16 protein-coding genes are annotated in these 26,422 nt (G+C 41.3%); 14 read left to right on the top strand and 2 right to left on the bottom strand.

The window, feature by feature from the left end; translation table 11 throughout:
• The first annotated feature begins 38 nt into the window (after positions 1-38).
• Positions 39-1,427 carry an NADH-quinone oxidoreductase subunit N gene (locus tag FAM09_RS03800; RefSeq protein ID WP_136575735.1) on the top strand — a complete coding sequence of 463 codons (1,389 nt, stop codon included), beginning with the start codon at positions 39-41 and terminating at the stop codon, positions 1,425-1,427.
• A 244-nt stretch (positions 1,428-1,671) separates the two neighbouring features.
• Here the strand turns inward: FAM09_RS03800 and FAM09_RS03795 are convergent, their stop codons facing one another.
• Positions 1,672-2,286 (bottom strand): outer membrane beta-barrel protein, encoded by a 615-nt coding sequence (locus tag FAM09_RS03795; protein WP_136575734.1) that lies wholly within the window; start codon positions 2,284-2,286, stop codon positions 1,672-1,674.
• 213 nt (positions 2,287-2,499) lie between these two features.
• Here FAM09_RS03795 and FAM09_RS03790 point away from each other — a divergent pair, with 213 nt between their 5' ends.
• A complete protein-coding gene (locus FAM09_RS03790; RefSeq protein ID WP_136575733.1) occupies positions 2,500-3,774 on the top strand; it encodes an ABC transporter permease in 1,275 nt (424 codons plus the stop codon).
• A gap of 271 nt (positions 3,775-4,045) precedes the next feature.
• Here FAM09_RS03790 and FAM09_RS03785 read toward each other — a convergent pair whose 3' ends face one another.
• Positions 4,046-6,574, bottom strand: a complete 2,529-nt coding sequence (locus tag FAM09_RS03785; RefSeq protein WP_136575732.1) for a zinc-dependent metalloprotease — start codon at positions 6,572-6,574, stop codon at positions 4,046-4,048.
• A gap of 540 nt (positions 6,575-7,114) precedes the next feature.
• Between FAM09_RS03785 and FAM09_RS03780 the strand changes: the two genes are divergently transcribed.
• From FAM09_RS03780 to FAM09_RS03725, 12 genes are all read left to right on the top strand, one after another.
• Entirely contained in the window at positions 7,115-7,981 is an 867-nt protein-coding gene (locus FAM09_RS03780) for a MotA/TolQ/ExbB proton channel family protein (RefSeq protein ID WP_136575731.1), read from the top strand.
• Between the two features lie 122 nt (positions 7,982-8,103).
• Entirely contained in the window at positions 8,104-8,763 is a 660-nt protein-coding gene (locus FAM09_RS03775) for an ExbD/TolR family protein (protein WP_136575730.1), read from the top strand.
• 38 nt (positions 8,764-8,801) lie between these two features.
• Positions 8,802-9,344, top strand: coding sequence for an ExbD/TolR family protein (locus tag FAM09_RS03770; RefSeq protein WP_136575729.1), 543 nt, complete (start codon positions 8,802-8,804; stop codon positions 9,342-9,344).
• A 53-nt stretch (positions 9,345-9,397) separates the two neighbouring features.
• Positions 9,398-10,234 carry an energy transducer TonB gene (locus FAM09_RS03765; protein ID WP_136575728.1) on the top strand — a complete coding sequence of 279 codons (837 nt, stop codon included), beginning with the start codon at positions 9,398-9,400 and terminating at the stop codon, positions 10,232-10,234.
• A gap of 245 nt (positions 10,235-10,479) precedes the next feature.
• On the top strand, positions 10,480-11,313 hold the full coding sequence (locus FAM09_RS03760; protein ID WP_136575727.1) for an energy transducer TonB: 834 nt from the start codon (positions 10,480-10,482) through the stop codon (positions 11,311-11,313).
• 328 nt (positions 11,314-11,641) lie between these two features.
• On the top strand, positions 11,642-12,475 hold the full coding sequence (locus FAM09_RS03755; protein WP_136575726.1) for a TonB family protein: 834 nt from the start codon (positions 11,642-11,644) through the stop codon (positions 12,473-12,475).
• Between the two features lie 30 nt (positions 12,476-12,505).
• Entirely contained in the window at positions 12,506-14,134 is a 1,629-nt protein-coding gene (mnmE, locus tag FAM09_RS03750; RefSeq protein WP_243751583.1) for a tRNA uridine-5-carboxymethylaminomethyl(34) synthesis GTPase MnmE, read from the top strand.
• A 716-nt stretch (positions 14,135-14,850) separates the two neighbouring features.
• Positions 14,851-17,676, top strand: a complete 2,826-nt coding sequence (locus FAM09_RS03745) for a hypothetical protein (RefSeq protein ID WP_136575725.1) — start codon at positions 14,851-14,853, stop codon at positions 17,674-17,676.
• The gene (locus tag FAM09_RS03740; RefSeq protein ID WP_136575724.1) at positions 17,673-23,780 is read left to right on the top strand and encodes a DEAD/DEAH box helicase; all 6,108 of its coding nucleotides are present in this window, start codon (positions 17,673-17,675) and stop codon (positions 23,778-23,780) included. Before FAM09_RS03745 ends, FAM09_RS03740 begins: the two co-directional genes overlap by 4 nt.
• Positions 23,780-24,850 (top strand): PD-(D/E)XK nuclease family protein, encoded by a 1,071-nt coding sequence (locus tag FAM09_RS03735; RefSeq protein WP_208025472.1) that lies wholly within the window; start codon positions 23,780-23,782, stop codon positions 24,848-24,850. Before FAM09_RS03740 ends, FAM09_RS03735 begins: the two co-directional genes overlap by 1 nt.
• A complete protein-coding gene (locus FAM09_RS03730) occupies positions 24,843-26,027 on the top strand; it encodes a DNA cytosine methyltransferase (RefSeq protein ID WP_136575723.1) in 1,185 nt (394 codons plus the stop codon). Before FAM09_RS03735 ends, FAM09_RS03730 begins: the two co-directional genes overlap by 8 nt.
• Entirely contained in the window at positions 26,020-26,391 is a 372-nt protein-coding gene (locus FAM09_RS03725) for a very short patch repair endonuclease (protein ID WP_243751582.1), read from the top strand. The genes FAM09_RS03730 and FAM09_RS03725 overlap by 8 nt, the downstream gene beginning before the upstream one ends.
• The last annotated feature ends 31 nt before the right edge of the window (positions 26,392-26,422 follow it).

Genomic DNA, 26,422 nt, shown 5'->3' with positions numbered 1-26,422 from the left:
TGGCACATTTGCTAATTTGCTAATTTTCAAATTGATTTATGAATGCAATTGTAATTTCAGCTGTTCTGGGTGTAGTGATGATGTTCTGTGGCGTGTTCACGAATAGTAAAACCGCTGTACGCACGGTAGCTATCATTGGCCTGCTGGGTTTGGTAGTATCCAATGTGCTGGACATGGGCGGATATCATTTTTTTGAAAAGGTGAACGTAAGGGGCATGTTGTCCTTCGACATAATTGGCTTGCTGTTCAATACCATTGCCTTTGGCAGCACCTGGATCTATTTTCTGCTGTCGGGCAGGGATATGGAACGCGTGGGCGTGAACCTGGCTGAATACTTTGCATTGATATTTTTTGTGCTGTGCGGAATTGCCATCGTGTCGTCATTCAATTCACTGTTGATGCTGTTCCTGGGTATCGAGATCATTTCTATTCCGCTGTATATTTTAACCGGAAGCGATAAGCGCAATCTCAAAAGCAATGAAGCTGCGCTCAAATACTTTTTAATGGGTTCTTTTTCTACCGGCATTATGCTCATGGGTATTACCCTTATCTATGGCGTAAAAGGTAGTTTTGATATGGAAGTGATCCGCCAGGGTACGTTGAATTTAACGCCGATGATAGCAGCCGGTTTATTGCTGCTGTTGTTTGCCATGTCGTTCAAAGTATCTGCGGTGCCTTTTCACTTCTGGACGCCTGATGCATACGACGGCGCACCAACCGTGTTCACTTCTTTCATGGCAACGATCGTGAAGGTGGCCGGTTTCATTGCCTTTATCCGTTTGTTCGAAGGTTGCTTCGGCGACGTAAAAGGACAATGGCAATTGCTGGCGGCTATTATTACGGCTGCAACTTTGTTTATCGGCAACATTACGGCTGTGTTCCAGCAAAGTGTAAAAAGAATGTTGTCGTATTCAAGTATTGCGCAAGCCGGTTTCATGTTGTTTGCCCTGGTGGCCATGAACAATATGGCCAAAGAGGGGATGATCTTTTATGCTGCCGCCTATAGCCTGGCTACCATTGGCATTTTTGCCGTACTGTTGAAAATGAAGGACTACACCTTTGAAGGTTTCAATGGACTGGCCAAACGCCAACCGGTACTGGCTGCTACCAATACTGTATTCCTGTTATCATTGGCTGGTATTCCCGCCACGGCCGGTTTCTGGGCCAAGTTCTATATGTTATCAGCCGCTGTAGAAGATGGTAATGTATTGTGGCTGGTTATAGTTGGGGTGTTATGCGCCGCCATCAGCGTGTATTATTATTTCCGCGTTATACAGGCCATGTATTTTAAAGACGGTGATCCCCAGGAAATAGAAACTTCCCGCAGCTTCAAAGGTTTGTTGATCGTTATTGCCGCGGTGGTGATCCTGCTGGGTATCTTCCCGCACTGGTTGCTCAATCAGTTGTATTCTTTCTTTTATCTGTAATGACATAATTGGTCAGTTAACATAATTAGTGGGGCTAATTAAAAAGTCCGTCCCTGCCTCTTTTCATGGTTAGATGGATTGATGGCCAGGCCTGCAGATATTCGGGTTTACTGCGAATATTCATAAAGCTAATTATTCAACGATCAAAACCATCAAGCAATTCAGCCATCAAACAATCCCAAAATAATGGGGCTAACCTTTTAGGTAAAGCCCCATGTCATAATATGGCCGACCATTAGCTGAATTAATGTTTCCTGGAACCAAATATATACCCAACTGAAAAACCAAATGTTTTGGAATGGGTTTTAAGTGTCTTGGTTTCTCCTGACCAAATGTTATTAAAGCCATGTGCAAAGCTGGCGCTGAGCGAAACGCCACCGGGGAGTGTATATCCCATCAATACATTGGAGCCTATTTCAAAACGCTTAAATTCGTTATTATTCATTTCTCCCTGCGCATAAATATCTGTTTCCCCATCGGGAATCAGCTTTGATTTTACTCTTCCATCCATCCCATATGACAAAACAGGTCCTGCACCGGCAAAAAAACCTGCATGAGTATATAGCAGGTGTAGCGGCAGATCTATATGCCAGGTATTAAATTTCAACTCCTCAACCACCGCACCCTTCTTCGCAATTAACAGGTTCGGTTGAAAAGCGAGATGCTTACTCAACTGCATATTTAAAATGCCGCCAAAATAAAAGCCTATCTGTTGTCCTTCCATTTTACCGGAGGTGATAGTACTACGAAGGCTGAGGTAGTTGGAAGTGACAGCGGCCTTAATTCCAAAGGAAGGTTTTTGTGAATAGGAGGTAGAACAAATCATGGAAACTAACAGTAATGTAAAAATGATTTTCATAAATAAAGTTTTAGTGATGATGCAAGAAATACAAAAAGAAATTGGTGAACAATCCCTTTAACATATACTTCTGTGAATGAAAAACTAATAAAGGCCAATACAACTGCACCAATGACATTAATTTTTTATAAGTCTAACCCTTGCCTTCACCACCCATCCAACTTTCCTGTTTCAGGCTCGTAATATTTCTTACATTAGTTGTACCAATAAATCATGACACTTCGCGATACGCTTTCACTGTCTTTTCGTACGGTGCGCAGTAATAAGTTACGTACGGGTATCACAGTGGCTATTATAGCCCTGGGTATTACGGCGCTTATTGGCATTAATACCGCCATTGCCGCCATCAGGCAAAAATTCCTTGAGAGCTTTTCTACCATGGGCGCAACCGGTTTTACCCTCCGCTACCAGGAGCCGCGCCGTCATTTCAATAATGAGGAAGTGAAGAAAGAAAAGAAGGGCGCCAGGAAAGAGAAAAAGTCGAACATGGGCAAGCCTATTACCAAAACCCAGGCTGAAGCGTTTAAAAGTACCTATCATTTTCCGGCGCTCGTAAGCACCAGCCTCATGGGAGCGCGGGATGCGATCGTTTCTTATGAAAACAAAAAGACCAATCCCAACGTATATGTAATTGGTGGCGATGAGAACTACACCAGCTTAAATGGCTTTTCTGTTTTATATGGCCGCGATCTGAATACATTGGATATTCAAACAAGTCGTAATGTATGTTTGATCGGAAAAGATGTAGCTACCCGCTTTTTTGGCGAAAGCTTCGAACGACCGTTGGATAAGGTCATCCGCATTAATAACATTCCGTTCCGCATAATCGGAACGTTAAAGCCAAAGGGGTCTACCTTTGGTAGAAGTTTGGATAATATCATCATCACTTCTTATTCCAACGTACGCCGGTTTTTAAATTCCAATCCCAATGCCTCCTTTAATATACAGGTTAAGGTGCCCGATATAAAACTCATTGACGGCGCTATTGGCGAAGCCACCGGCACCTTCCGCACCATTCGTAAACTAACCGTTACCGAAACCGATAATTTCATGGTCGACAAAAGCGACAGTTTTGCCGAAATGCTGATCCGCAACCTGAGCTTTATTACCGTGGCGGCCTTGCTGATAGGGGTAATTACCCTGGTGGGCGCGGCTATTGGATTGATGAATATTATGCTGGTGGCCGTTACCGAACGTACCAAAGAGATTGGCCTGGTAAAGGCCATCGGGGGTAAAAGAAAGAATGTGAGGTACCAGTTCCTTTATGAATCTATCATCATCAGTTTGCTGGGCGCCGGTATCGGTATTGTGCTGGGTATTATTTTAGGGAACGTGGTGGGTATATTATTAAGTACCAGTTTTGTGGTACCGTGGGATTGGGTGTTTACCGGTGTTCTTATTTGCTCGTTAGTTGGTTTATTAGCGGGGTTGTATCCTGCCATCAAGGCCGCCCGGTTAAACCCGATTGAAGCGTTGAGGTATGAGTAGGTTTATTGTTTGTGGTTTATGGTTGTTCCCCCAAGTTGAACCTAAAGTCCAGGTTTCAAATTTCGCCCCCGATCGCAAGCTCAATTCTCAATTTACAAAACCTAATAAGAAAGTCCGAAAGAGGTGCCTGTTACGGCATTCCTTCTTTCGGACTTTATGTTGTAGTATAAACTATTTCTGCGAAAATCTTTGAGCCCGGGTTGGTAGTAAGGATCAAACTGCGAAGCAACTACAAACTACAAACCTCAAACCTCAAACCACAAACCACAAACTATCTGGGGTTCAACACTCTGTCTATTCGCTCATTCAGGTCCTGTAAATGGTACCGGCTCATTTTGTCGGCATAAGCAGGGATGGCTGCTGCAATCTCCGCTTTCAGCGCACGCAAGGTGCCCCGGGCAACAGAAATGATGTCGGTTTTCTTTACTTCAACCGATGGGCCAAACGAAATTGAAATACCGCCACCGCCGCCGCCAGTAGGCGGAGTATTGGAAGCCAGTACGCTCAACCTTTCTACAAAGGCCTTTTGCAGGTTACGGCGGTAGTTGTCAATTGGTGCGCGAGTGGTCAATTCGCTCCAAATGCCTTTTTTCAGGTCATTCATATAGTCATCGAGGTGATACGCATTGGCATCGCGGTTGGTAGATGAGATCAACCGTTGTAAACGGGAGGTGTTCAGCAGGGCGCCCAGCCAGGTATCCTGCAGGCTGCTGATCTTTTCTTCTACCGGAGAGGTTACCTTCTCCATAATAGCTTTATTTAACAGCCAGGTAGGGGTAGTGAACAGGTTCTTTTGCAGGAAAGCCAGGGCCTCTTTTTGCAACGCTTTGGGCACAACGGTATACACGGCGCCATCCTGGTCGGTCGTCTTCAGGTCGGTATATATTCCGCCAATATACGTTACCGCATGGCCCATATACCGGCTATAGGTAGTGTACACTTCATCGTATACCTGGTCGAGGTTCTTATAGTCTTCACCCTTTTCATTGAGCCACTTTGGTAATTGCGGCACAATCCATTTCAGGTTCTTGATGCCATATTCATTGGCCTTCATGTTATCATCGCCCAGGCTTTCGGTCTGCGCCCGTGGGTCCATGCCATCGGCATGCAAAAAGCGCAACCGCGCATTGCTGAAACAGCTTTTCACCCAATCATTTAAAATGTCTTTTTCTTCCTCCTCGGTTTTGCCAGGCAATAATTTATATCCCCATTCAATAGACCATAGGTCGTATTCGCCAATACGTGGATACAAACCTGCGGGTCCTATTTTGTCTTCGGGTTGCGCCACATAATTAAAGCGGGCGTAATCCATGATGGAGGATGTATGGCCATTCGCTTCTACCCAGGCCTTATCGCGCAGTTTTTCAACCGGCGTGGCGGAAGAGGCGCCCATATTATGCGGTAAGCCAAGGGTATGGCCTACCTCGTGTGAGGATACAAAACGAATGAGGTCGCCCATCAGCTCATCATCGAAATGGGCTTTGCGGGCGCGGGGATCGCTGGGCGAAGCCTGTATCAGGTACCAGTTGCGCAGCAGCGACATTACGTTGTGGTACCAGTCGATATGCGATTCAAGGATCTCACCGCTGCGGGGGTCGTGCACGTGCGGACCGCGGGCATTGGGGATCTCGGAAGGTTTATATACCACGGCAGAATAGCGGGCGTCTTCCAGGCTCCAGGTGCTGTCTTCCTCACGGGTAGGCGCTCTGCGGGCCATGATGGCGTTTTTAAAGCCGGCCTTTTCAAAAGCCTTCTGCCAGTCGTTTACCCCCTGGATCAGGTAGGGCACCCATTTGGCAGGGGTGTTAGGGTCAATATAAAAGATGATGGGCTTTTTAGGTTCAACCAGTTCCCCCCGTTTATACTTCTCCATGTCTTCCTCTTTGGGCTCCAGGCGCCAGCGGGTAATAATATTAATATCTTTTACGCCCTGGGGGTCGGCATCGAAATCAGTGTACTCGGTAGTGAAATAGGCTACGCGGTCGTCGTAAAAGCGGGGGCGCATAGGCACTTTCGGTAATAGTACCAAGGAGCTGTTAAGCTCGAAGGTGGCATTACCGGCAGGCGCTACCGGCATACCAGGAATTAAGCCGGGCGCGGGCGTTTTGCTATAAGTTTTAACCGTTTTTATTTCGGTATTGATGGGGTACGACCTTATATCGGCTATATAAGATTTATCTGATTGAACGCCGCCGATACGAAGCGATGATTTAAAATAAGACGCAAAGAACAAAATATCATTATCACTGTTAATGAAGTCCGTTATGTCAATCACTACACCGGCGCTGTCTTTTGAGAAGGCTTTAATATCGAAAGCGGCGGCTATAGGTTGAATGTTACTGTTGAGTACCGACTTGTACATGGGTTTGGAAGAATCCTTGGCATATACCGAGTAGGAAATATTACGCAGCCAGATCTTGTTATTCGGGCCTTTTTCAAAGCGGATCACGTTTTCATTGATCTCATCGCCGGCATATCCATAGAAGCCGGCCCGGGTATTGATGGGCGCTTTGGAAATGCGGTTCACTACCAGTACGTCCCTGTTTAATAAAGAGTCGGCCAGTTCGAAGTACCATTTGTCTTCGAGCTTATGAACCGTAAACAAACCTTTGCGGGTTGTTGCCTTATCGGTTATAACTTCTTTGTAAGGTTTAGGGCCGGTTTGTGGCGGTCGGGGGGCTAAAGCGGCAGGGCGTTTAGCAGTATCGGCAGGTGATGGGGTAACGGATTTTTTTTGTTGAGCGATAACCATTACACTACACCACACCATTAACACCAGTAAAGACAAACATTTTTTCATCAGTATTTAATAATTGTTTTGGGCCAGATGGATATAAAACCTATACCAATTTTTCATAACCGTGGATTATTTACGAAAACGTTGTATTAGATTTTCCATCTGAAAGATTAAACCATGTAGAAAATTCAATGGATGAAGGTAAGAAAATCAATTTCTAACTGTACAACCCTTATTACCGCTGATCAAAAAACTAAAGTATGGAGCTTTGGAAGACTAAGAAATTGATAATGGACAATGGGTAATTCGCAATGGTCAAGGGCCCTTCCAATACCTATATCTATTTATCAATTGATTATTGCTTATTACCTATCGATTTGGCAGGCTTGTTTTGTTTCTAATTATGGCATATATTGTTGCCGTTCTATTCAATCAAATCGCCTGTTTTTTAGGCGATCAGTTAAGAAATTTCTTAACTTGTGAACCTTATCAAAATTTTTCTTGATCAAATTGATCGAGGGAAATGACTTTTTCCTTAGAATTGTGAGCCCATTTAGGATCTACTGATAGCTTAAAATTTATAAAACACTAAAAAACACAATCATGGCTGAAACAAGACCCGTTGCGACTGCAACCGCAGCGAAGAGTAGTACTTCCGTTCAACCAAAAAAGAAATCCAATGCCATTTCATGGGTAGCCCCTGTTGTTTGTATCATCGCCGGTTATGTAATCTGGCGTTTTTTGCTTGGGGACCCCAGCAACTTTACTCAACCCGATCTTTCCGGTGGCTTCTGGCCTCATCATAAAGGACCTAAAGGCGGTTTGGTGAGAATGTATGAAGGAGGTATTATCGTACCGCTGTTGCTCGCTACCTTTTTAACCGTTATTACTTTCGTTATTGAGCGTTTATTAACGATCTCTAAAGCTACCGGTACAGGTAACATTGCAGAGTTCATTCGTAAAGTGCAATACCACCTGGCTAACAAGAATGTTGACCAGGCTATTTCTGAGTGCGATCGTCAACGCGGAAGTGTTGGTAATGTAATGAAAGCCGGTTTGCGCAAGTACAAAGAAATGATCTCTAATACTGAGTTGGATACTGAGCAAAAAGTTTTAGCAATTCAAAAAGAAGTGGAAGAAGCTACTGCATTGGAACTGCCTATGCTGGAGAAGAACCTGGTGTTTCTTTCAACGATCGCTTCGGTGGCAACCCTGTTGGGTCTGTTAGGAACCGTATTGGGTATGATCACTTCATTTGCGGCCCTGGGTGCTGAAGGTGGTGGCGCCGCTGCTGCAGAGTTATCAAGAGGTATCTCTGAAGCGTTGTATAATACCGCATTGGGTATCGGTACATCAGCTATCGCGATCATCATGTATAATATCTTTACTACTAAGATCGACTCAATAACTTATGGTATCGATGAGTCTGGTTTCACCCTCACGCAAAGCTTTGCATCTCTGTACAAATAAGCGGTAATTGCCCAATTTGGGGAATAAATGCTTCCCGATAGCTATCGGGATAAAAATGCAGGAAATGCATGTGGAAATTGGAAGAAAGTGAATCTTATACCTGAATCAGAAATTTTTAAGATATGCCAAAGTTAAAAATGCCGCGTAAGAGTACCACTGTTGACATGACGGCGATGTGTGATGTGGCATTCCTGTTGCTTTCTTTCTTCATCCTCACTACCAAGTTCAAGGCGGCTGAAGATGTGACAGTTGTAACCCCAAAATCGGTTTCAACCAAGCCTGCGGAAGAGAAGAACGTGGTAATGATCACTATGGACAAGAACGGAAAAGCCTACTTTTCCCTTGGTGACAACACCACAGAGGAAAAACAGGAAATCATTGATGCGGTAGACCAGCAGAAATCGCTGGGCTTAACCGACAAGGAAAAAGCTGCATTTACGCGAAGCGGTTCATATGTTGGGGTTCCTTTTTCAATGTTAAAGTCGTACCTGCAACTGAATGAAGATCAGTTAAAAAAATACACTGCTCCAGGCATTCCGCTCGATACGGCTAATAATGAATTGGTTGTATGGATGGGCGCTGCTAACCATGCCTTCACGGGTTCTAAAATGACCCTGCTGGTAAAAGGTGATAACGACGCTAAATATCCAACATTCAAAGGGGTGATCGATGCATTCAAGAAAAACGAAATATTTAAGTTTTCGATGATCACCGACCCAGAGGGTGTACCTGAGGGAACTGCACTGGCTACCAAGAGAGAATCAGGTGCCAAAGAGGATTAACAGCGAATTAAATTCTTAACTTTTAAAAAAAGTGCGATATGGCAGAAATGGATACCTCGTCGGGCGGGGGACATAAAAAAGGGCCTGGTGTTAAGAAAGGTAAGAAACTTTCTACACGCGTTGACCTGACGCCAATGGTGGATTTGGGATTCCTGCTGATAACCTTCTTCATATTTACCACCACAATGAGCCAACCCACTGCTATGAAGCTTTTCCTGCCGAAAGACACGGATAAGCCAGAAGAGCAGAATAAAATAAAAGCGTCTGGCGCTTTGAGCATTATGTTGGGTAAGAAAGATGGTGTTTATTATTATGAAGGGGAGTTATTACCAGATGGTTCCAACTTCAAACCAAGCAACTTTAAAGATATCCGCGAAGTTATCATCAATAAAAAGAAATCGACCCAGCCGGAAGATTTTGTAGTGGTTATTAAACCTGGCCCTGAGGCAACCTACAAAAACACCGTTGACATGCTTGATGAAATGACCATCAATGATGTAAAGCGGTATGCGATGGTAGATATCTTTGATACTGAAATTCAGTTGATGAGAGCTACAGAGCAAAACGCGGGGATTAAATAAGCTGCTTTATGGAATTTTGCATTCAATGCATCTAATTACAAAGATTTTTTAATATGGAAGTCAATAAAATATTAAGCGCTGATGTTCTCGACATCATCTTTGAGGGCAGGAATAAGGACTACGGTGCTTATCAACTGCGCAAGAGCTATAATAAGCGACTGGTAACATCGCTTCTTATAGTAGGCGCGCTTTGTCTTCTGTTGTTTGTTGGGTACGTAGTATCCAATTTACTCGATGACAAAGCTGAAGCCAAGAACGTGGTGGTGCAAGACGTGCAGCTTGAAGAAATAAAACAAGAGGAGAAGAAAGAAGAGCCGCCACCGCCGCCCCCACCAAAACCACCAGATCCACCCAAAGTGGAGATGGCAAAGTTCACACCTCCTAAAATCGTAAAAGATGAAGAGGTAAAAGAGGAAGAAAAACCACCAGAAGTTAACAAACTGGAAGAGACCAAGATTGGTACAATGAACCAGGAAGGTCAGAAAGATGAAGGAATTGTGGCTCCTCCTGTTGACGATGGCGGAAAAGGGGTTGTGGAAGCACCCAAAAAAGACGAAGAAGACTGGGATAAAACCTTTACCAAGGTGGAAATTGAGTCGGAGTATCCCGGTGGAGCCGCCGCCTGGCAGCGCTACCTGAACAGGAACCTCCGCTATCCCCAGGAAGCTATCGATAACGAAGTACAAGGTGCTGTAGTGGTACAGTTCATTGTAGACAAGGAAGGAAATGTGAGCGATGTAGAAGCCATCAGCGGACCACAGGAATTACGCCCTGAAGCTGTACGTGTAATTAAGAAAAGTGGTAAATGGACACCTGCCGTACAAAACGGACGCCAGGTAAAATCGTACAAAAAGCAACCGATCGTATTCCGTCTTGAATCTGAAGGATAATTATCACACAATAAAAAATTTTAAATCCTCTTCGGTAACGGAGGGGATTTTTTGTTTCTATAAGTGCAGATTTGAAAGTGAAGCTTTATGAATTAATACTGCAATCGCTTTTATTGAGTAGTACTTGTATTATTATTAGAATGCGATAGCGTAGCTGTTCTTCATTTTCAAATTAGCACATCTTCAAATTTTCAAATAGATTATGGAAGTTGTTAGGCTATGCATCTTAGTAATAAATGATAGCCATGGAAACTTCAACCATTCTAACGGCAGATGTACTCGATATTTTATTCGAGGGGCGCAACAAAGAGTATGGCGCTTATGATCTGCGACGCACATACAAAAAGCGTTTAACATTGTCCATCACTGTTATGTTGTCTGTAATTTTCATGTTGTTCATCGGGTTTGTTTTTGCCGGCAAAAAAACACAACTGGCGAAAGAATTTATTATTCCACCAGACGCAACATTGGCAGATATTAAGCCAGATCGTGCGGTAGAACCACCACCACCGCCGCCACCACCAAAGCCACCAGATCCGCCAAAGGTAGAGATGGCCAAATTCACACCACCCAAAATTGTAAAGGATGAAGAGGTAAAAGAAGATGAGAAGCCACCTGAAACCGCGAAACTGGAAGATACCAAAATTGGCATCATGAACCAGGAAGGTTTGAAAGATGAAGGTATTGTAGCCCCACCAATAGAAGATGGTGGTAACGGAGTAATAGTAGCGCCAAAGAAAGAGGAAGAAGAAAACTGGAAAAAAACTTTTACGAAGGTTGAAATTGAATCCGAATACCCAGGTGGGCCGCCTGCCTGGCAGCGCTACCTCACAAAAAACCTTCGCTTTTCGCAGGAAGCTATAGATAACCAGATACAAGGCACTGTAGTGGTAAAGTTCATTGTAGATCAAAATGGTATGGTGAGTGATGTGCAGGCCATAAGCGGGCCGGTAGAATTGTACGCAGAAGCAGTGCGGGTAATTAAGAAAAGTGGTAAATGGACACCGGCGATACAAAATGGCCATCAGGTAAAATCGTATAAAAATCAAGGGATCGCATTTCGTCTTGTAGAAGAATAGTTATTACTCAATAAAGATTTTAGATCCTCTCTGGTAACGGAGGGGATTTTTTGTTTCATGGAGGTAGTTAGAAGCAAATTAGCAAATGTGACAATTAGCAATTGTGCAAATGAAGCTAAGCGTAGCATAGTGATTAAAACTATAATTACTGATGGTTGATGCCTTGATAATCATTATTAATGAAATAACTGAGTACTTTAGTTTTCCATTTGTACATTTTCGAATTTGCTAATTTGCACATTGGTATTTTGAGAAACTAAAAGATAACTTAAAAGCAAAAAGGTTGTGGAAACCATCAAGGCATGCATCTTAGTAATAAAGCATAGCCATGGAAACTTCAACCATTCTAACGGCAGATGTACTCGACATTTTATTCGAGGGGCGCAATAAAGAGTATGGCGCATATGATCTGCGACGCACATACAAAAAGCGTTTAACATTGTCCATCACTGTTATGTTGTCTGTAATTTTCATGTTGTTCATCGGGTTTGTTTTTGCCGGCAAAAAAAAGCAGGTGGACCCTGTGTTCCTTACGAAGGACATTGAATTGGCCTCGGTAGAACCGCGGGAGAAGCCAGTAGAGCCGCCACCACCACCGATGAAGCCCCCGGCGCCACCGCCCGTTCAGGTACAAACGATCAGGAACACTACACTCACCATTGTACCGGATGATAAAGTGTCTGAAGTAGACAAACCACCTGTTAATGCAGACCTGGAAAATGCAAAGATTGGTACAATGAACAACCCGGATGGAGTAGGTGATGATGGAACAGTGATTGCTCCGCCCGGAGATGGTAATGGAAATGTAGTTGAGTTGCCTAAAAAAGAAAAAGAGGACGATGATGGGATCTTTGTTTCTGTGCAAATTGAATCGGAGTACCCCGGCGGGCAAGCAGCCTGGCAGCGGTTCCTGCGCAAGAACCTCCATTATCCACAGGCTGCGATAGACCAGGGCGTTCAGGGTTTTGTAGTGGTTCAGTTCGTTGTTGACAAGGATGGCAATGTAAGTAATGTAGAAGCGGTGAGCGGTCCGGAAGAATTACGGGCAGAAGCCATTCGGGTAATTAAGAAAAGCGGTAAATGGACACCCGCCGTTCAAAACGGGCGCCAGGTAAAATCGTACAAAAAACAGCCATTGGGCTTTCAGCTTCCCGAAGAGTAGGTAGTTAGGTTTATTTCACACAGGAAAAAGGTGCGTTTCCCGCAGGCGAGGGGAGGCGCACCTTTTTTAGTTGCCGGTTACCGGTTGCCGGGTACCAGTTACCAGTTACCGGTTGCCGGGTACCAGTTCCCGGTTAACTTGTCAACTTTCTTTTCCCTTCCTAATTCCTCTGTTTTTCATTCCTTATTTCTTTCCCTGCCTTCAGCTTATATTATAGCTTGCAGCGTGCAGCTTGTAGCGTATTTTTGCATTCGTTTAAAAAGGACAAACGTTATGCAGGGAAAATCAATCGGCTGGGAAGATACTATTGTAGCACTGGCAACACCGCAGGGGATAGGCGCCATTGGCGTAATACGCTTAAGCGGCCGCCAGGCATTTGATATTATCAACCGGTTATACCCTGCCAAGGACCTCACGCAGCAAGCCTCACATACACTGCATGTAGGCTATTTAAAAGAAAATGGGAAGGTGCTCGATGAAGTGGTTGTATCGCTGTTTAAAGGCCCAAGATCGTACACGGGCGAGGATGTGGTAGAAGTATCAGGTCATGGTTCTCCCTATGTTTTACAGCAGATAATACAGTCCTGCGTGAACCAGGGAGCCAGGTTGGCCAAACCGGGAGAATTTACCCAACGCGCCTTTTTAAATGGCAAGCTCGACCTGGCGCAGGCCGAGGCTGTGGCCGACCTGATTGCCAGCAATACCGAAGCTTCGCGAAAAACAGCCCTGCATAATATCCGCGGTGGGTTTTCGGAAAGGTTGAAAAGTTTGCGGGAACGGTTGATCATGTTCTCTGCCCTGATAGAACTGGAACTGGATTTTTCACAGGAAGACGTAGAATTTGCCGACCGCACCCAATTGTTCGATCTGTTGAACGAAGCACAACAAACCACGCAACAACTGGCTGCCAGCTTTCAATTGGGCAATGTGATCAAGAATGGCGTAAGCGTAGCCATTATCGGAAAACCCAATGCCGGTAAGTCGACCCTGCTGAATACCCTGCTCAATGAAAACCGCGCTATTGTGAGTGATATCGCCGGTACTACTCGCGATACGATCGAAGAAGTGCTGAATATAGATGGTATTCTGTTCCGGCTAATAGATACGGCCGGTATCCGCGAACATACCCACGATGTAATAGAAAGCATAGGAATGGAAAAAGCGTTGGCCAAAATGCAACAGGCCGACGTGGTGATCTACCTGTTTGACGTAAACGAAGTGGCGGTACAGGAGTTGCAATCTATCGTCAACGAACTGAACAACAAAAAGCTGAAATACATTCTGGCGGGTAACAAGTCCGACATGTTGCCCGAAGCCGGGCTGCGCGAAAAGTTCAGCAATATCCCCGGCATTATTTATATCTCCGCCAAAGCAAACCAGCATACCGAAGTCTTAAAGGAGAAACTGGTAGACCTGGTACTGCAAGGCAAAGTGCAAACTGATGATACCATCATCACCAATGCGCGGCATTACCATGCGCTGCAGGAAGTGCTGCAATCATTAGTTGATATTCGTACAGGATTGGAAAATAAAATTCCCGGTGATTTAGTAGCGTTGGATATACGAAGGTGTTTACACTATTTGGGCGAGATCACCGGTGAGATCACAACCGAAGATCAGTTGGATTATATTTTTAGTAAGTTTTGTATTGGGAAGTAGATAGAAAATCATTATGTGTATTTTTTCATATACACTTAATAATAAAAGTCGCGAAAAACGCTCTAAAAATATCGTATAAACTTCCTAAGTTATTGGAATCATAATGCTTTCTTTTTTCGTTATGCAATTCGCTCTTATCCCGATATTATAAGCAAATATGAAGCTTCGAAAAAGCGATTTCTCACAGATGGGAGAAAGCTGGGAGAAATGATTTGTAAAAGTGTAATCTGTACGGGACTATGATCTCTGAAGTTGTTTTGAATGTAAGATTGTAAACATAAAACGTCATGATCTCCGTCCCCCAAAAGAAATATTTTTACTTATAAGAGCTAGAAGAAGAATTAAATCGCTTTAGATACTGTCAAGTGCATTAAGTTTTACTTACTTCTTTAAGGTATGCGAACTGCTGACAAAAAATTGATTAAAATACTGCCACCCCGTAAAAATTCTTATATTTATCACATGTTGATTAAACTTAATGAGCGGAAGTTCAAGGGGTACAAGTATTAATTATTAAGAATTAATTGCATATGTCAAGGTAGTTTATTTTAATAACAAAAACATACACTATACAAGGCTTCAATGTTTTACTTTTTCGACTATTCATAACTTTTTTAGAAGTTACTCCCAACCAAATTGCACAATTGTCCACGCAAGCTTTATTGAAACACAAGATTTAAAAGTAAATTATTTCCTAAGCGCTAGTCTTATTCCTTATGAAATATCTTGATTGGAATGACCATATAGCAAAATTTTTTTTCAAACCTGAAAATGCAGGCAGGGATATTCTTTTCTATCTCACCAAGCAAGATTTAATAAGATATTCAAGGCCTATTTTTGCTGATAAATCTGACGACGAAATTTGGACTGATTTTGTTTATGCAATCAAATACGGTCAAAAAGGTGGAAACAATTCGGGAACACCCTATTCGCCAATAGAGCGACCCCTGGAGCTCTTTTCAAATTGGAATGGAACAGACACACCACCATTTATTGCTTATCTGATTTTATATATCATTCCTCTTACAGAAACATACGATGAACATTTTAATGCGACAAACTATTACGGCAAGGTCAATGTGTTTTTCAAAAAATATAGAATCCTGAATGAACATACAGAACAATCTATTGGCACGGGCAATTTTCAAAACATCTCCCATCTTTGGAACGAACTTGAAGAGTGGTCAATTCTTACAAAGAACTGCGACCTTGGGATATTTGAACTCAAGAAATTCGGTAATCAAAATTGGATCCATGTTGGAAAACCATTTTCACAGTGTGTTTTACCGCCAAGTACAATAAACAAACTTCCTGAACTGTTTTTTGAGGCCGGCTTGATTCCTAATTCCGCTTTCTCAAAGGAAGAATTCAGGAGAATCCTTTTGAGGCATGGTACGAATATCCTTGGACTTAAAGAAAGTGTGCTTGAGCTTATCAGAAAAAGTGATTCAAATGAATTAGGACAATCAATAATAGAAATTATTATTCGTGAATACAGAAAATGGACAGGTGAAACACATGATGGTGAAGAAGGAGGAACTACCCAGCGCATAAGCAGAAATTACACGGTCGCTCCGTTATTTTTGCAATTCAGTGTCAATGATAATGATGGATTCATTTCGTTTTCATTCAGGACATATTCTTCAAATGATTATCCCGAAGATTTGTGTTTTGGTACGAATGAAAATATTTATGAGACAAATGGCTGGTCAAAAACATTGCATTTTGATTTCAAAGAATCTTTTGAACTCAAAGATGATTTCAATAAGTGGGTTGCAAGATTTCCCGATCGTGATGTGAGATTATTTCTAAGTGCAGGAACTTATCAGTTAAGCACAGGCTATTGGATAGAAACTGAATCGCTTTCAAAAACAGATCCAATGTATCTGCTTTGTAGGAACGGTAAGCGTGATTCAATTATTGAATGGGGAAAAACATTTAGTAGTGGGAATTTTAGAATCGAAGATTTGGATGGATTGCCAGACGGCTATTCATTATTTAAAATTCTCAATCCTGTAAAGAGCCACCCCAGCATTCCGCTATTGACGCTTTACACGCAAAAAAGAATTGAACTTACTGGAGGACTGAAAGTAAATTTCAGAACATTTATCAATGACTTTTTACCGGAAGTTCAAATATCAAATTCAGACGGCAACGAAAAGGTTTATCTGCAATACAGGAATACAGAAGAAAAAATCTTCCTTGCTAAAAAACAATCCTACATCAGCCGCTGGCTGCTACCGCCAGACACTTTGCTGAATATTGACTTCTACATAAAAGTTGAAAATGAAAATTTTTCAGGAAATGAGATTGCCTACAATCTCACTTCATCAAATGGGACAGCGATTAGGATCGATGGAATGCAACTCCCGAAGCGGGACTCATTTGGGAAGTACATTGAAGGGCACGCGAACCAATATTGTATAGGAAGCAACATTGTTAATCCACATAAATCAAGTATGAGGCTTTATTCTCCATATAGTCATCTTTTTACATCAACTAATTGGGAAATTGCTTCGCAAGTTTCAAAAGCAACCTTCAACAATCATTGTGGAAACATGCTGTGCGGGTTCCTTACTTTGAAGAATGTTTTAACCACAGGAGAATTTTTCAGTGCTTTTGAATTCTACTACTCTAAAGAATTTTCGGAGAGACAAACAACCGCAAGTTTCAATCTTACAAGAACAAAAAAGACAGCGCTAAATTTTTATGATTACACTGGAATCCTGGATTACGATTATGAAATGAAAAAGATTGTTGTAAATCCACCACAACTCATTTTCATTCCGGCTTCACACGGAAGAAAAGTTTTACTAATCGGGGGACGAGATTCAGCGCTGGTTGAAGAAATCATAAACACTGCTCCGAAATACAATCTTCAGGTTGAAGTCATAAAGCAATTTTCTTCCAATGAAAAATTGCTTTTGCCAGATGCAATCACTATTAGATCGTTTGGTAATTCAACTGAAAATTATGGAGAGAGAAACCTGGCCGAATTTGCCAAAAAATTGCAAATAAAATACTCAAACGACTACTTTCCGCAGATTGCCTTACAAGAGTTTTCTTCCGGTATTTCGGAATATGAAAGTTCAAAGCAACTAACAGATGAGAATGATTATGGTTGGGCGAGAAGGGTTTTCAATGCAGAAAATTTGAGTTTTGAAAGAAGCGAATTAGCAACATTGGACAAATCATTTTCAATGATAGAATACAAATTGAACGAATACACCTACTATTATAAGCTTTGGGAAGACGGCAGGTGTTATCAGGTAGACAGGAATTGGGGAAAGTATCTTGCATTGAAACGGATCCACAAGAATGTGATTTTATTTGACAATGACCGGAACCGGGTAGCCATTCCATGGGAAACTCCAGTACCAAGATTATTATCAGAATCAATTATGCTATTAAGTGGGTTGGCTCCCGATTTTAGAGAAATTGATGGGAAGTATTACTGGGTATATGAAAATATTCCAGGTATATTCACTGAAAACTTATTTCGCAAATTAAGTCAACAGCCAATAAAAACAGAATTAAAATGAAAGATCCAATTGGTTCATTTGAAACGATAAAAGAAAATTTTATCAGGTATGTTGAGACGGCTTTCGGGACAAAATTCAACGGCCTCGAAAGAGAGCGATATGCTTTGCTAAATTACGACAAGGTTCTTTACCGGAAGCCGTGGATTGAACCTTTGCCTGATTATGTTTCAAGCAACAAGCGGATTGATGATTTAACAATTGAGGATTTAGGCAATGCATTAAACGAAAACCAAGCAAGAACTTTTAGGGGGCTTGCGAAGACTGGGCTATTTCCTGAATCTGGAAAATTGTATTTGCACCAAGCGGAGATGTTGAAGGAAGCATTAAGGGGTAATAACTGTATTATCACATCAGGCACAGGGTCGGGGAAAACGGAATCCTTTTTATTACCATTGTTTGCACAGCTTGCAAAGGAATTTACAAATTGGCAACAACCTCATGCAAAGCCGTCAACAGTAAATACCTGGTGGAAGGATAGAGCAGACGGAGGACTCACTACAACACAAATTGTAAACGTTTCAAACTTCACTTTGAGCGATGCGGTAAGGCAGAGGCAACACGAAAAAAGAAAAGCAGGGGTAAGAGCATTGATTCTTTACCCGATGAATGCATTGGTAGAAGACCAAATGAGCCGTTTGAGAAAAGCACTTGATTCAGACGATACACGGCAATGGTTGAACTCAAGTGCAAATGGAAATGCAATCTACTTCGGCAGATACAATGGTAGTTCCCCTGTGGCGGGAGAGTTGAAAAAAATAAAAGATGATGGAACTCTTGCAATTAATACGAAGAAAGTAGACGAACTTAAAGAACATTTGCAGCAGATTGAAATTGATTCAAACCGTGTTGCCGAGTACATTCATTCAACGGGAAAAACCGGAAGTGAGGCGAAAGACTTGAGATCGTTTTTCCAACGCTTGGACGGAGCAGAAATGAGAAGCCGGTTTGATATGCAAGTTGCGCCACCTGACATCTTGATTACGAACTATTCCATGCTAAGTATTATGCTGATGCGTGATATCGACAAAGGAATTTTCGATGAAACAAGACAATGGTTGGCTTGTGAAGATTTGCCAGAAAATCAAAGAGAAGTAGAAAAGCAGGACAGAATTTTCCATTTAATTATTGACGAGTTGCACTTGTATAGAGGCACACAAGGAACAGAGGTAGCTTATCTGCTTAAACTCGTGCTCAACCGGTTAGGATTACACCCCCATCATACTCAATTGCGCATACTTGCATCCAGTGCATCTCTTGAAACGGGTGACGAGGATAGTAAAAATTTTGTATGTGACTTCTTTGGTGTAAGCCAAGCACATTTTGACCAAAAGTTCAAATTAATTGAGGGAAGAAACAATCCTGTGACTGCATTTCCAGAGAATGAAGGAAAGCTTCCTGTGAGCCCGTTCAAAAAAATAGCAATTCAATTTTCAGCAGCAAAGGGGAATATGGCAGATGTAGATTTCATTGCGGCTTGTGAAATCGCAGCAACGGAACTTGCAACAGCTTTTGGTTTGACACAAACTGGCAATGGAATTTCAAAACTTCTTACCTTAATTACAGATCCTTTATTTAAACTAAAAGAACGATTGTATTCGCCCTGCGATAATTATAAAGCGGTTTGTTCAATAAAAGCAAATGGTGATGATGCTACGGGAAAATACTTTGCTGAAACTCTTTTTGAAGAGATAGATAACAAGGAAGATTTACAGAATGCTCTGCGTGGCTTATTAATTACGAGAGCAATGTTGGATGAGGCTGAATTTAAAGCTATTGCCGATGAAATTCCTGATGAAAGAAAATTACCGCGATTCCGGTTTCATTACTTCTTTAGAAACATTGAAGGTGTTTGGGCATCCGTTAAACCAGACGACATTGACAATACAGCCTTTTCAGATGGCGAACGGACAATGGGAAAACTCTATTCAACTACAAGGATAAATTCTGAGAGAGGCAACAGGGTTTTGGAATTACTTTATTGCGATAATTGTGGAACAACTTTGTTTGGAGGAAGCCGGTTAGTCACGAGAAATGAATCAGGCAACCATTCTTTTGAATTACTTCCAATCAGTCCGAACATTGAAGGCATCCCTGAAAAAACACCGGCAAAACTCGTTGAGAAAAGGAGTTATCAGGAATATGCAGTGTTTTGGCCATGTGGCAATCAGCAGTTTACACGGCATGATTCAGAGCCGGGTATTTCAGCGAATTTTTGGAGGCAGGCAACAACAGGAAGCTTTCAGCAAACGGACTATGAAGCTAACTGGATTCCAGCTTCTTTGAATTGTATTTCAGGAGATATCGATTTCAGTCACGATAAAGCCAATATAGACAGTATACACTGGATAAAGGGTTATTACTTCACTATCACACAAAACAATTCAATTCGTGATATTGCTTTTCCTGATGCAAACGGAAATATTGATACAAGGGAGACGCACAGAGCATTACCTAATGTCTGTCCTTGTTGTGGGGTCAATCATCAAAAACGGAGACAAGATTGGAACAAAAGAAAAACATCTTCAATTCGCGGGTTCAGGACCGGTTTTGCAAAGACAACTCAAATATTTGCAAAAGAGCTAATGTATCAGCTTCCAAGCAATGAAGAAGAAAGGAAGTTAGTTGTGTTTTCTGACAGTCGAGAAGATGCTGCGCAAATTGCAGATGGTATTGAGAGAAATCATTTCACAGATTTAATGCGGGAAATATTGGTGAATGAGCTACATACAAATCTGTTGCTGCGTTCCAAAATTGTAAATGCTTTTGATAGTGGTGATATAGCAAAACAAACAGAATTCCGTCAAAAATCAGAAACAATTTTTGACGAAATAGAATACCTCTTTGATAAATCAATTTACACTGGAACAAACACAAACCGGTTACGTGAAAAACAGGATTCAATTTCAAAGTTGAACGAATTCCGTTCACTAATAGTAAATGTGAGGGAAATGGTTCATATTTCCAATTCACTAAATCTTGCACCAATCATTAAGAGGTTTTCTGAATTGGGGATCAATCCAGGAGGCAATGGTATTTCAATACAGAGTTGGTTGCACGATGGAAGATTTATTCCCTGGTATGAATTGATAGATTTTGAAAGGGAAGAATGGAAGGTGGGAATCGGCGATACTTTTATTGAAGAAATCAGGACAGGGAATTATGCTGGCCTTGCAGCAATTTTTTTTGGTTCACTATTTTATTCTTTCGAATCTTCTGCATTAGGTTATGTGAGTATCAACCCTGAGTTACGGATTATCACTGATCAGGCCGCTACAGTAGCTATTGCAAGAGATGAATTTTTACAAATCATAAATTCCACTATTAGAATTCTGGGCGACAAATACAAGCATAATAAAGTTGATGATCCTAATCCTTTCAACTTCACATCATATAGGGAATTACCTGGGCAGGTAAAAAAATATATCCGCGCCGTTGCCGCACGCTTATCAAAGCAGGAAAATGAAATTGGTGAAGCAGTTTATACTACACTGTCAGCAAGTGGTTTACTGACAGGTGACACCGGAATTCAAATTGAAAATCTTTTCATAAAGGTTGCCCAGGCAACGGATCCTGTATGGAAAAGTACGCGTGGGAGCAGACCGCACCTGCACTTTAGTGCTGGTGTTTGCACGTATTCCGTTACACCACTACAAACACGGCCTGGAGGTGTATGTGATGACATTTGGGGAGAAAATTATCTCTCATACAATGCAATCAAAGAGCAACGGCCACCAATCCGTTTGCACTGCGAGGAACTTACCGGACAAACGGACGACCAGTTTGAAAGGCAAAGACATTTTAGAAATATTATCCTGCCGGATGAAGGGGTGAGTCAGGTAAAAAGAATTGATTTGTTGAGTGTTACAACGACACTTGAAGTCGGTGTTGACATTGGATCACTTCAAGCAGTTATGTTGGGAAATATGCCCCCACAACGGTTCAATTACCAACAAAGAGTCGGGCGGGCTGGACGGAGAGGACAGGCATATTCTGTAATCCTGACTTTTTGCAGAGGTAGAAGTCATGACGAATTTTATTTTGCAAGTCCTAAAAAAATAACAGGAGATTCACCCCCAACACCTTTCCTTACAATGGGACAGGAAAGAATTTTCAAGCGATTGCTTGCAAAAGAAATTTTAAGAAGGGCTTATATTGGTGAAGGAATTGACGTTTCTGCAGATGAAAAGTCAAGTGTTCATGGCGAATTTGGGAATATTGGAGATGTACAAATGAATTGGACTGTTTATAAAAGTCAAATCATTCACTGGATAACCACCAGCAGGTCACAAATAGAAGAAACGATCGATGCTTTGATAACGCCCCAATTGCTTTTTAGGAAAAATGACTTCATCAATTGGATTGCAGACACTACAACTGCAAATGGTCTTATTGGAAAGGCCCAAAGCATAATTGATAATGATGAAATTGCTACAACTGATGTTTCTGAAAAATTGGCTGAAGGAGGAATCCTTCCTATGTTTGGAATGCCAACCACAGTAAGAAATTTATATCATGGTATCAACGAGGATCTTGAACCACTGTCTATTGACAGGGCACAGTCAATGGCGATTTACGAGTTTGCACCGGGAGCGCAGAAAACAAAGGACAAGGCCATTCATCAGGTAATCGGCTTTACAAGTGACATCATAAAAACACGTATAAACGGTAATGAAACTGTAACAAATACTAGAAAACTTCCTTTTTCTCTGAACCGTTGGTTTGTTAGATGCAGGGCTTGTGGTTTTTTTGAGACCTATTCTGAAGAAAGAAAAACAGAGTTGGAAAATCAAAGCCAATTCGACAGTTGCCCCAACTGCGGAGAAATAAATCCCGACAAATATCAACGGCCTGTTAAATTAAAGTCACCGCGGGCTTACAGAACGAATCTTTCATCGGGCAGTGATTCAAAGGACGAATCTGAATTACTACTTTCTAGGCCGCCAATTTTTGCGGAGAAAATAAATGACCCTGCTAACCCCGAGCAAAACCAAGTTATAAACAATGCAGATTTAACTATTAGTGACAAAGATGTTACCTGGAGAGTGAATACAAACTCTGATCGCTACTTTACCGGAAAACTTTACAACGTAAATAACCGGTTTCCTTTCAACTCTGCAACTGGTTTCTGGTTTAACGACCAATGGTTGTTGAATGATTTTGCGGTGAACTCAAATGGGAACGGCTACTCAATTTTCATTCAAACGAATGCGGCAGGTGTTGAGGAACAAATTGCATTGGCAAGTAGCAAAAAAACAGAAATATTTAGAATAGCACCGGCAAGTGTTCCTTTAGAGCTTGACCTGAATATGTTTTCAAGGGAAACGGACGTGCCTCACATCAAAGCACAAAGCAACGGAGTTCGTTCGGGCTATTATTCAGCAGCATTTTTACTGCAAAGAATTTTAGCAGATAAGCTTGATGTTGATCCTACTGAAATTGAAATCGCTGACATCTCAATGAAAACGCTTGACGACGGTACAGACAGGCGAATTTCAGAAATTATTTTGACGGATGAATTGCCTAACGGGTCGGGTTTTGTGAGATACTTATACAATGACTTTCAAAATATTCTGAGTGAAACAATGAATCCGTCTGATCCAAATAATTATTTGGGGAAAATTCATTCAGATACGCATTATGGAAAATGTAAGGATGCGTGTTACGACTGCCTGAAAGTTTACAGGAACATGAACTACCACAGCTTGCTGGACTGGAAATTAGGTTTAGCAATGATGCGTATCTTAAGCGATTCAACTTTCGTGTGTGGTGCTGATGGAAATTTTGCCCCATATCTTGAATTGCACGATTGGCTCGATTTTGCAACTGAATTAAGAAACAATTTTGCTCAAAGTTTTGGCTTTACTCATTTGACAGAGATAAACGATTTGCCAATAATCAGGTTCGGAAGAAATCAAAAAAATATAATTATGATTGTTCATCCGTTTTGGGATTTGAGAAATATCAGGGAAGCAAATTGGTTGGCTGAAATCAAAGCGGAGATTGATGAGCATGCAAGTAGCAGAAATGGTATTGTAAGTATTATTGACACATTTAATTTACACCGGCGCCCCGGATGGTGTTACGAAAAGTTAGTAAGCAGATAATGAAAAATATTGGAAAAATTAGTTTCAAGGAAATTAAGAGGATTTCGCCAAGCCAATTTTACTCAATGAAGAATTGTGCTTACAAATCTCTTTTGGCGGCGGCATTTGAAAACAAGCCATTGTTGCCGATTTCACCCAATGCCTACTTTGGAACAGTGTTGCACAAAATGCTTGAACTGATTGCAAATGGAGTTGTGCAAAGTGAAAATGATTTCAATAGAATGTTTGATGAGCAAGTGAAAGCAATTGAAAAAAGTTTGCAGCAGCAGGGCTACAGCTTTTATGTTCCACTCCAAAAAAATGTAAGGGACTTTGGAATGAAAAAAATTCTATTGAAAAAGCATTTGCGGGCAGTTTCAGAACAACCATTAAAGTCAGGTGGTGTGAAGTATCATTCCGAAAAGTGGTTTGAATCAAAGGACAAATTAATTGGTGGAAAAATAGATTTACTAATTGAGAATCGAGATGAAACTGAAGTAGTTGACTTCAAAACTGGAGCGATAACTGAAGATGTTTTAGATGATGCCGGAGAAGTTTTTTCAGAAGTAAAAGAAGGATACAAAGAGCAACTTAAATTGTATGCGTACCTGTATTTTGAGAACATGGGAAAGTTCCCAACGCATTTGAGTTTAGTTGATTTGGCTAAGCAAAAGTTCACGGTTGAGTTCTCCCAGTCTGAGTGTAGCGCTATCTATGAAGAAGCAAAAAGGTTACTTCACTCTACAAATGAAAGTATAAAGAAAGGAATATTTGCAGCAAATCCGACAGAAGCAAATTGCAAATATTGTTTATACAGACCCGCTTGCTCCTTCTTTTTGAAACACATTGGAATGGACTATTCTTTCAATGATGTTTCTGGATTAGTTAGGAATGTTGTGAGATATCAAAATGGAAATGTGAGTGTGTTTTTACAGAATGGTGGGAAGCAGATTACTGTTACAAGTTTCCCGTCTGAAAAATTTGATGAGTTGAACGATACCAGGAATAAACAATTAAGCATTTATAATTTGCGGAAAGAAGCAACCGGGTTTGTTTATTCTGCAACAAAGACGACAATGATTTATGAATAGCCATCTCAAGCATAAAATTCAAATTCTCTCTTTCTACTCCGGGGGTGGGTTCATGGATATGGGTTTTGAACAGGCCGGATTTGAAATTGTTTGGACAAATGAAAACAATGAGCTTTTCGCAAAGCTTCATGCTGCAGGAATTACATCTTGGCGAAAATCCCAAGGTAATGGTATCAAGGCCGAAATTTTTAATACAAAGTCTATAGAGGAAATAAAGACATCGGTTATATTAAAGGAAGCGTTCCCCAATGGAAAACCTGATCATTTTGGAATTATTGGGGGGCCGCCTTGCCAAGATTTTAGCGTTTATGGAAGTCGTGGCGGGTTTGAAGGTGACAGAGGTAAGCTAACCGTTTTATTCTTCAATAAAATCATTGAGCTTAAGCCCACTTTTTTCGTTATGGAGAATGTTACAGGTCTGATAAGGCAGAAGTCAAACAGAGAACATCTGGTTAAACTTTTAACAAAACTCCAAAACCACTATTATATTGATTATAATACTATAAATGCTTTAAACTTTGGGGTACCACAATATCGTGAACGTGTTTTCTTTACTGGGATCAAAAAGAAAATTATAAATAAAGAAGCAATTAAGGTTGATTTGAGTGGTCAATGGTTTCCTTGGCCAGTAAATAAAATTTATGAAGATTCATTCAACAAATATGCATGGCCAGATACATCTGATTTTGGAAAGAAATTGAGTAAACCTCCTGATATCCCAATAGAGTTATGTGTGGAAAATTGTCTTATCCCTAAGGAACAAATGGACAAGATTTCAAACGCAAACGAGTATTTCAAATTACATGTAAGTGAGGAAAAACTAAGAAAAATACATGAAGGTCAAACAAACAGACCTTCTTTCAAGCGGCTACATCGCTTTAGATACAGTCCTACAGCTTGTTATGGAAACAATGAAGTGCATTTACACCCGTACAAACATAGAAGGATTTCTGTAAGGGAAGCCCTTAGAATACAAGGAGTACCAGATGAGTATGTTTTGCCGCCTGAACTACCTTTGTCGAAGAAATTTAAGATGATCGGTAATGGTGTGCCTGTGCCGATGGCTAAAGCCATTGCATCGGCTATGAAGGAATTTTTGGAAACTAATCAAATTATAAAGCCCTTTAAGTTCAATGGACATATGGTCAAAGCAAAAGCGAAGTCTGGTAATGGCTAAAATTAAAGGGAAAAACACAAAGCCAGAACGGCTTTTGCGATCTGCCCTTTTTCGATTAGGACTCAGATACCGGATTCATGTAAAAAAGTTGCCAGGGACGCCTGATATTGTTTTGGCAAAGTATAAAACTGCAATCTTTGTCCATGGATGTTTTTGGCATTATCATAAAGATTGCAGGGAAGGTCGCGTACCTTCTAGTAATTCAAAATTTTGGAAAGAGAAATTGGAGCGAAATATCAAAAAGGATAAAATAAATATTGACGCTTTGGAATTAGCTGGCTGGAATGTAATAGTGGTTTGGGAATGTGAAATCGAAAAGCAACTTGAAATGACTTTGAATAAAATTGTCTCTAACCTTAAATAGCTTTTATTGTCTAATAATAGCGGTAAAGGAA

The sequence above is a fragment of the Niastella caeni genome, from assembly GCF_004834005.1.
Taxonomy (GTDB): Bacteria; Bacteroidota; Bacteroidia; order Chitinophagales; family Chitinophagaceae; genus Niastella; species Niastella caeni.
Note: the sequence above shows the minus strand (reverse complement) of the source record. Positions and strands in the feature narration are given on the sequence as shown.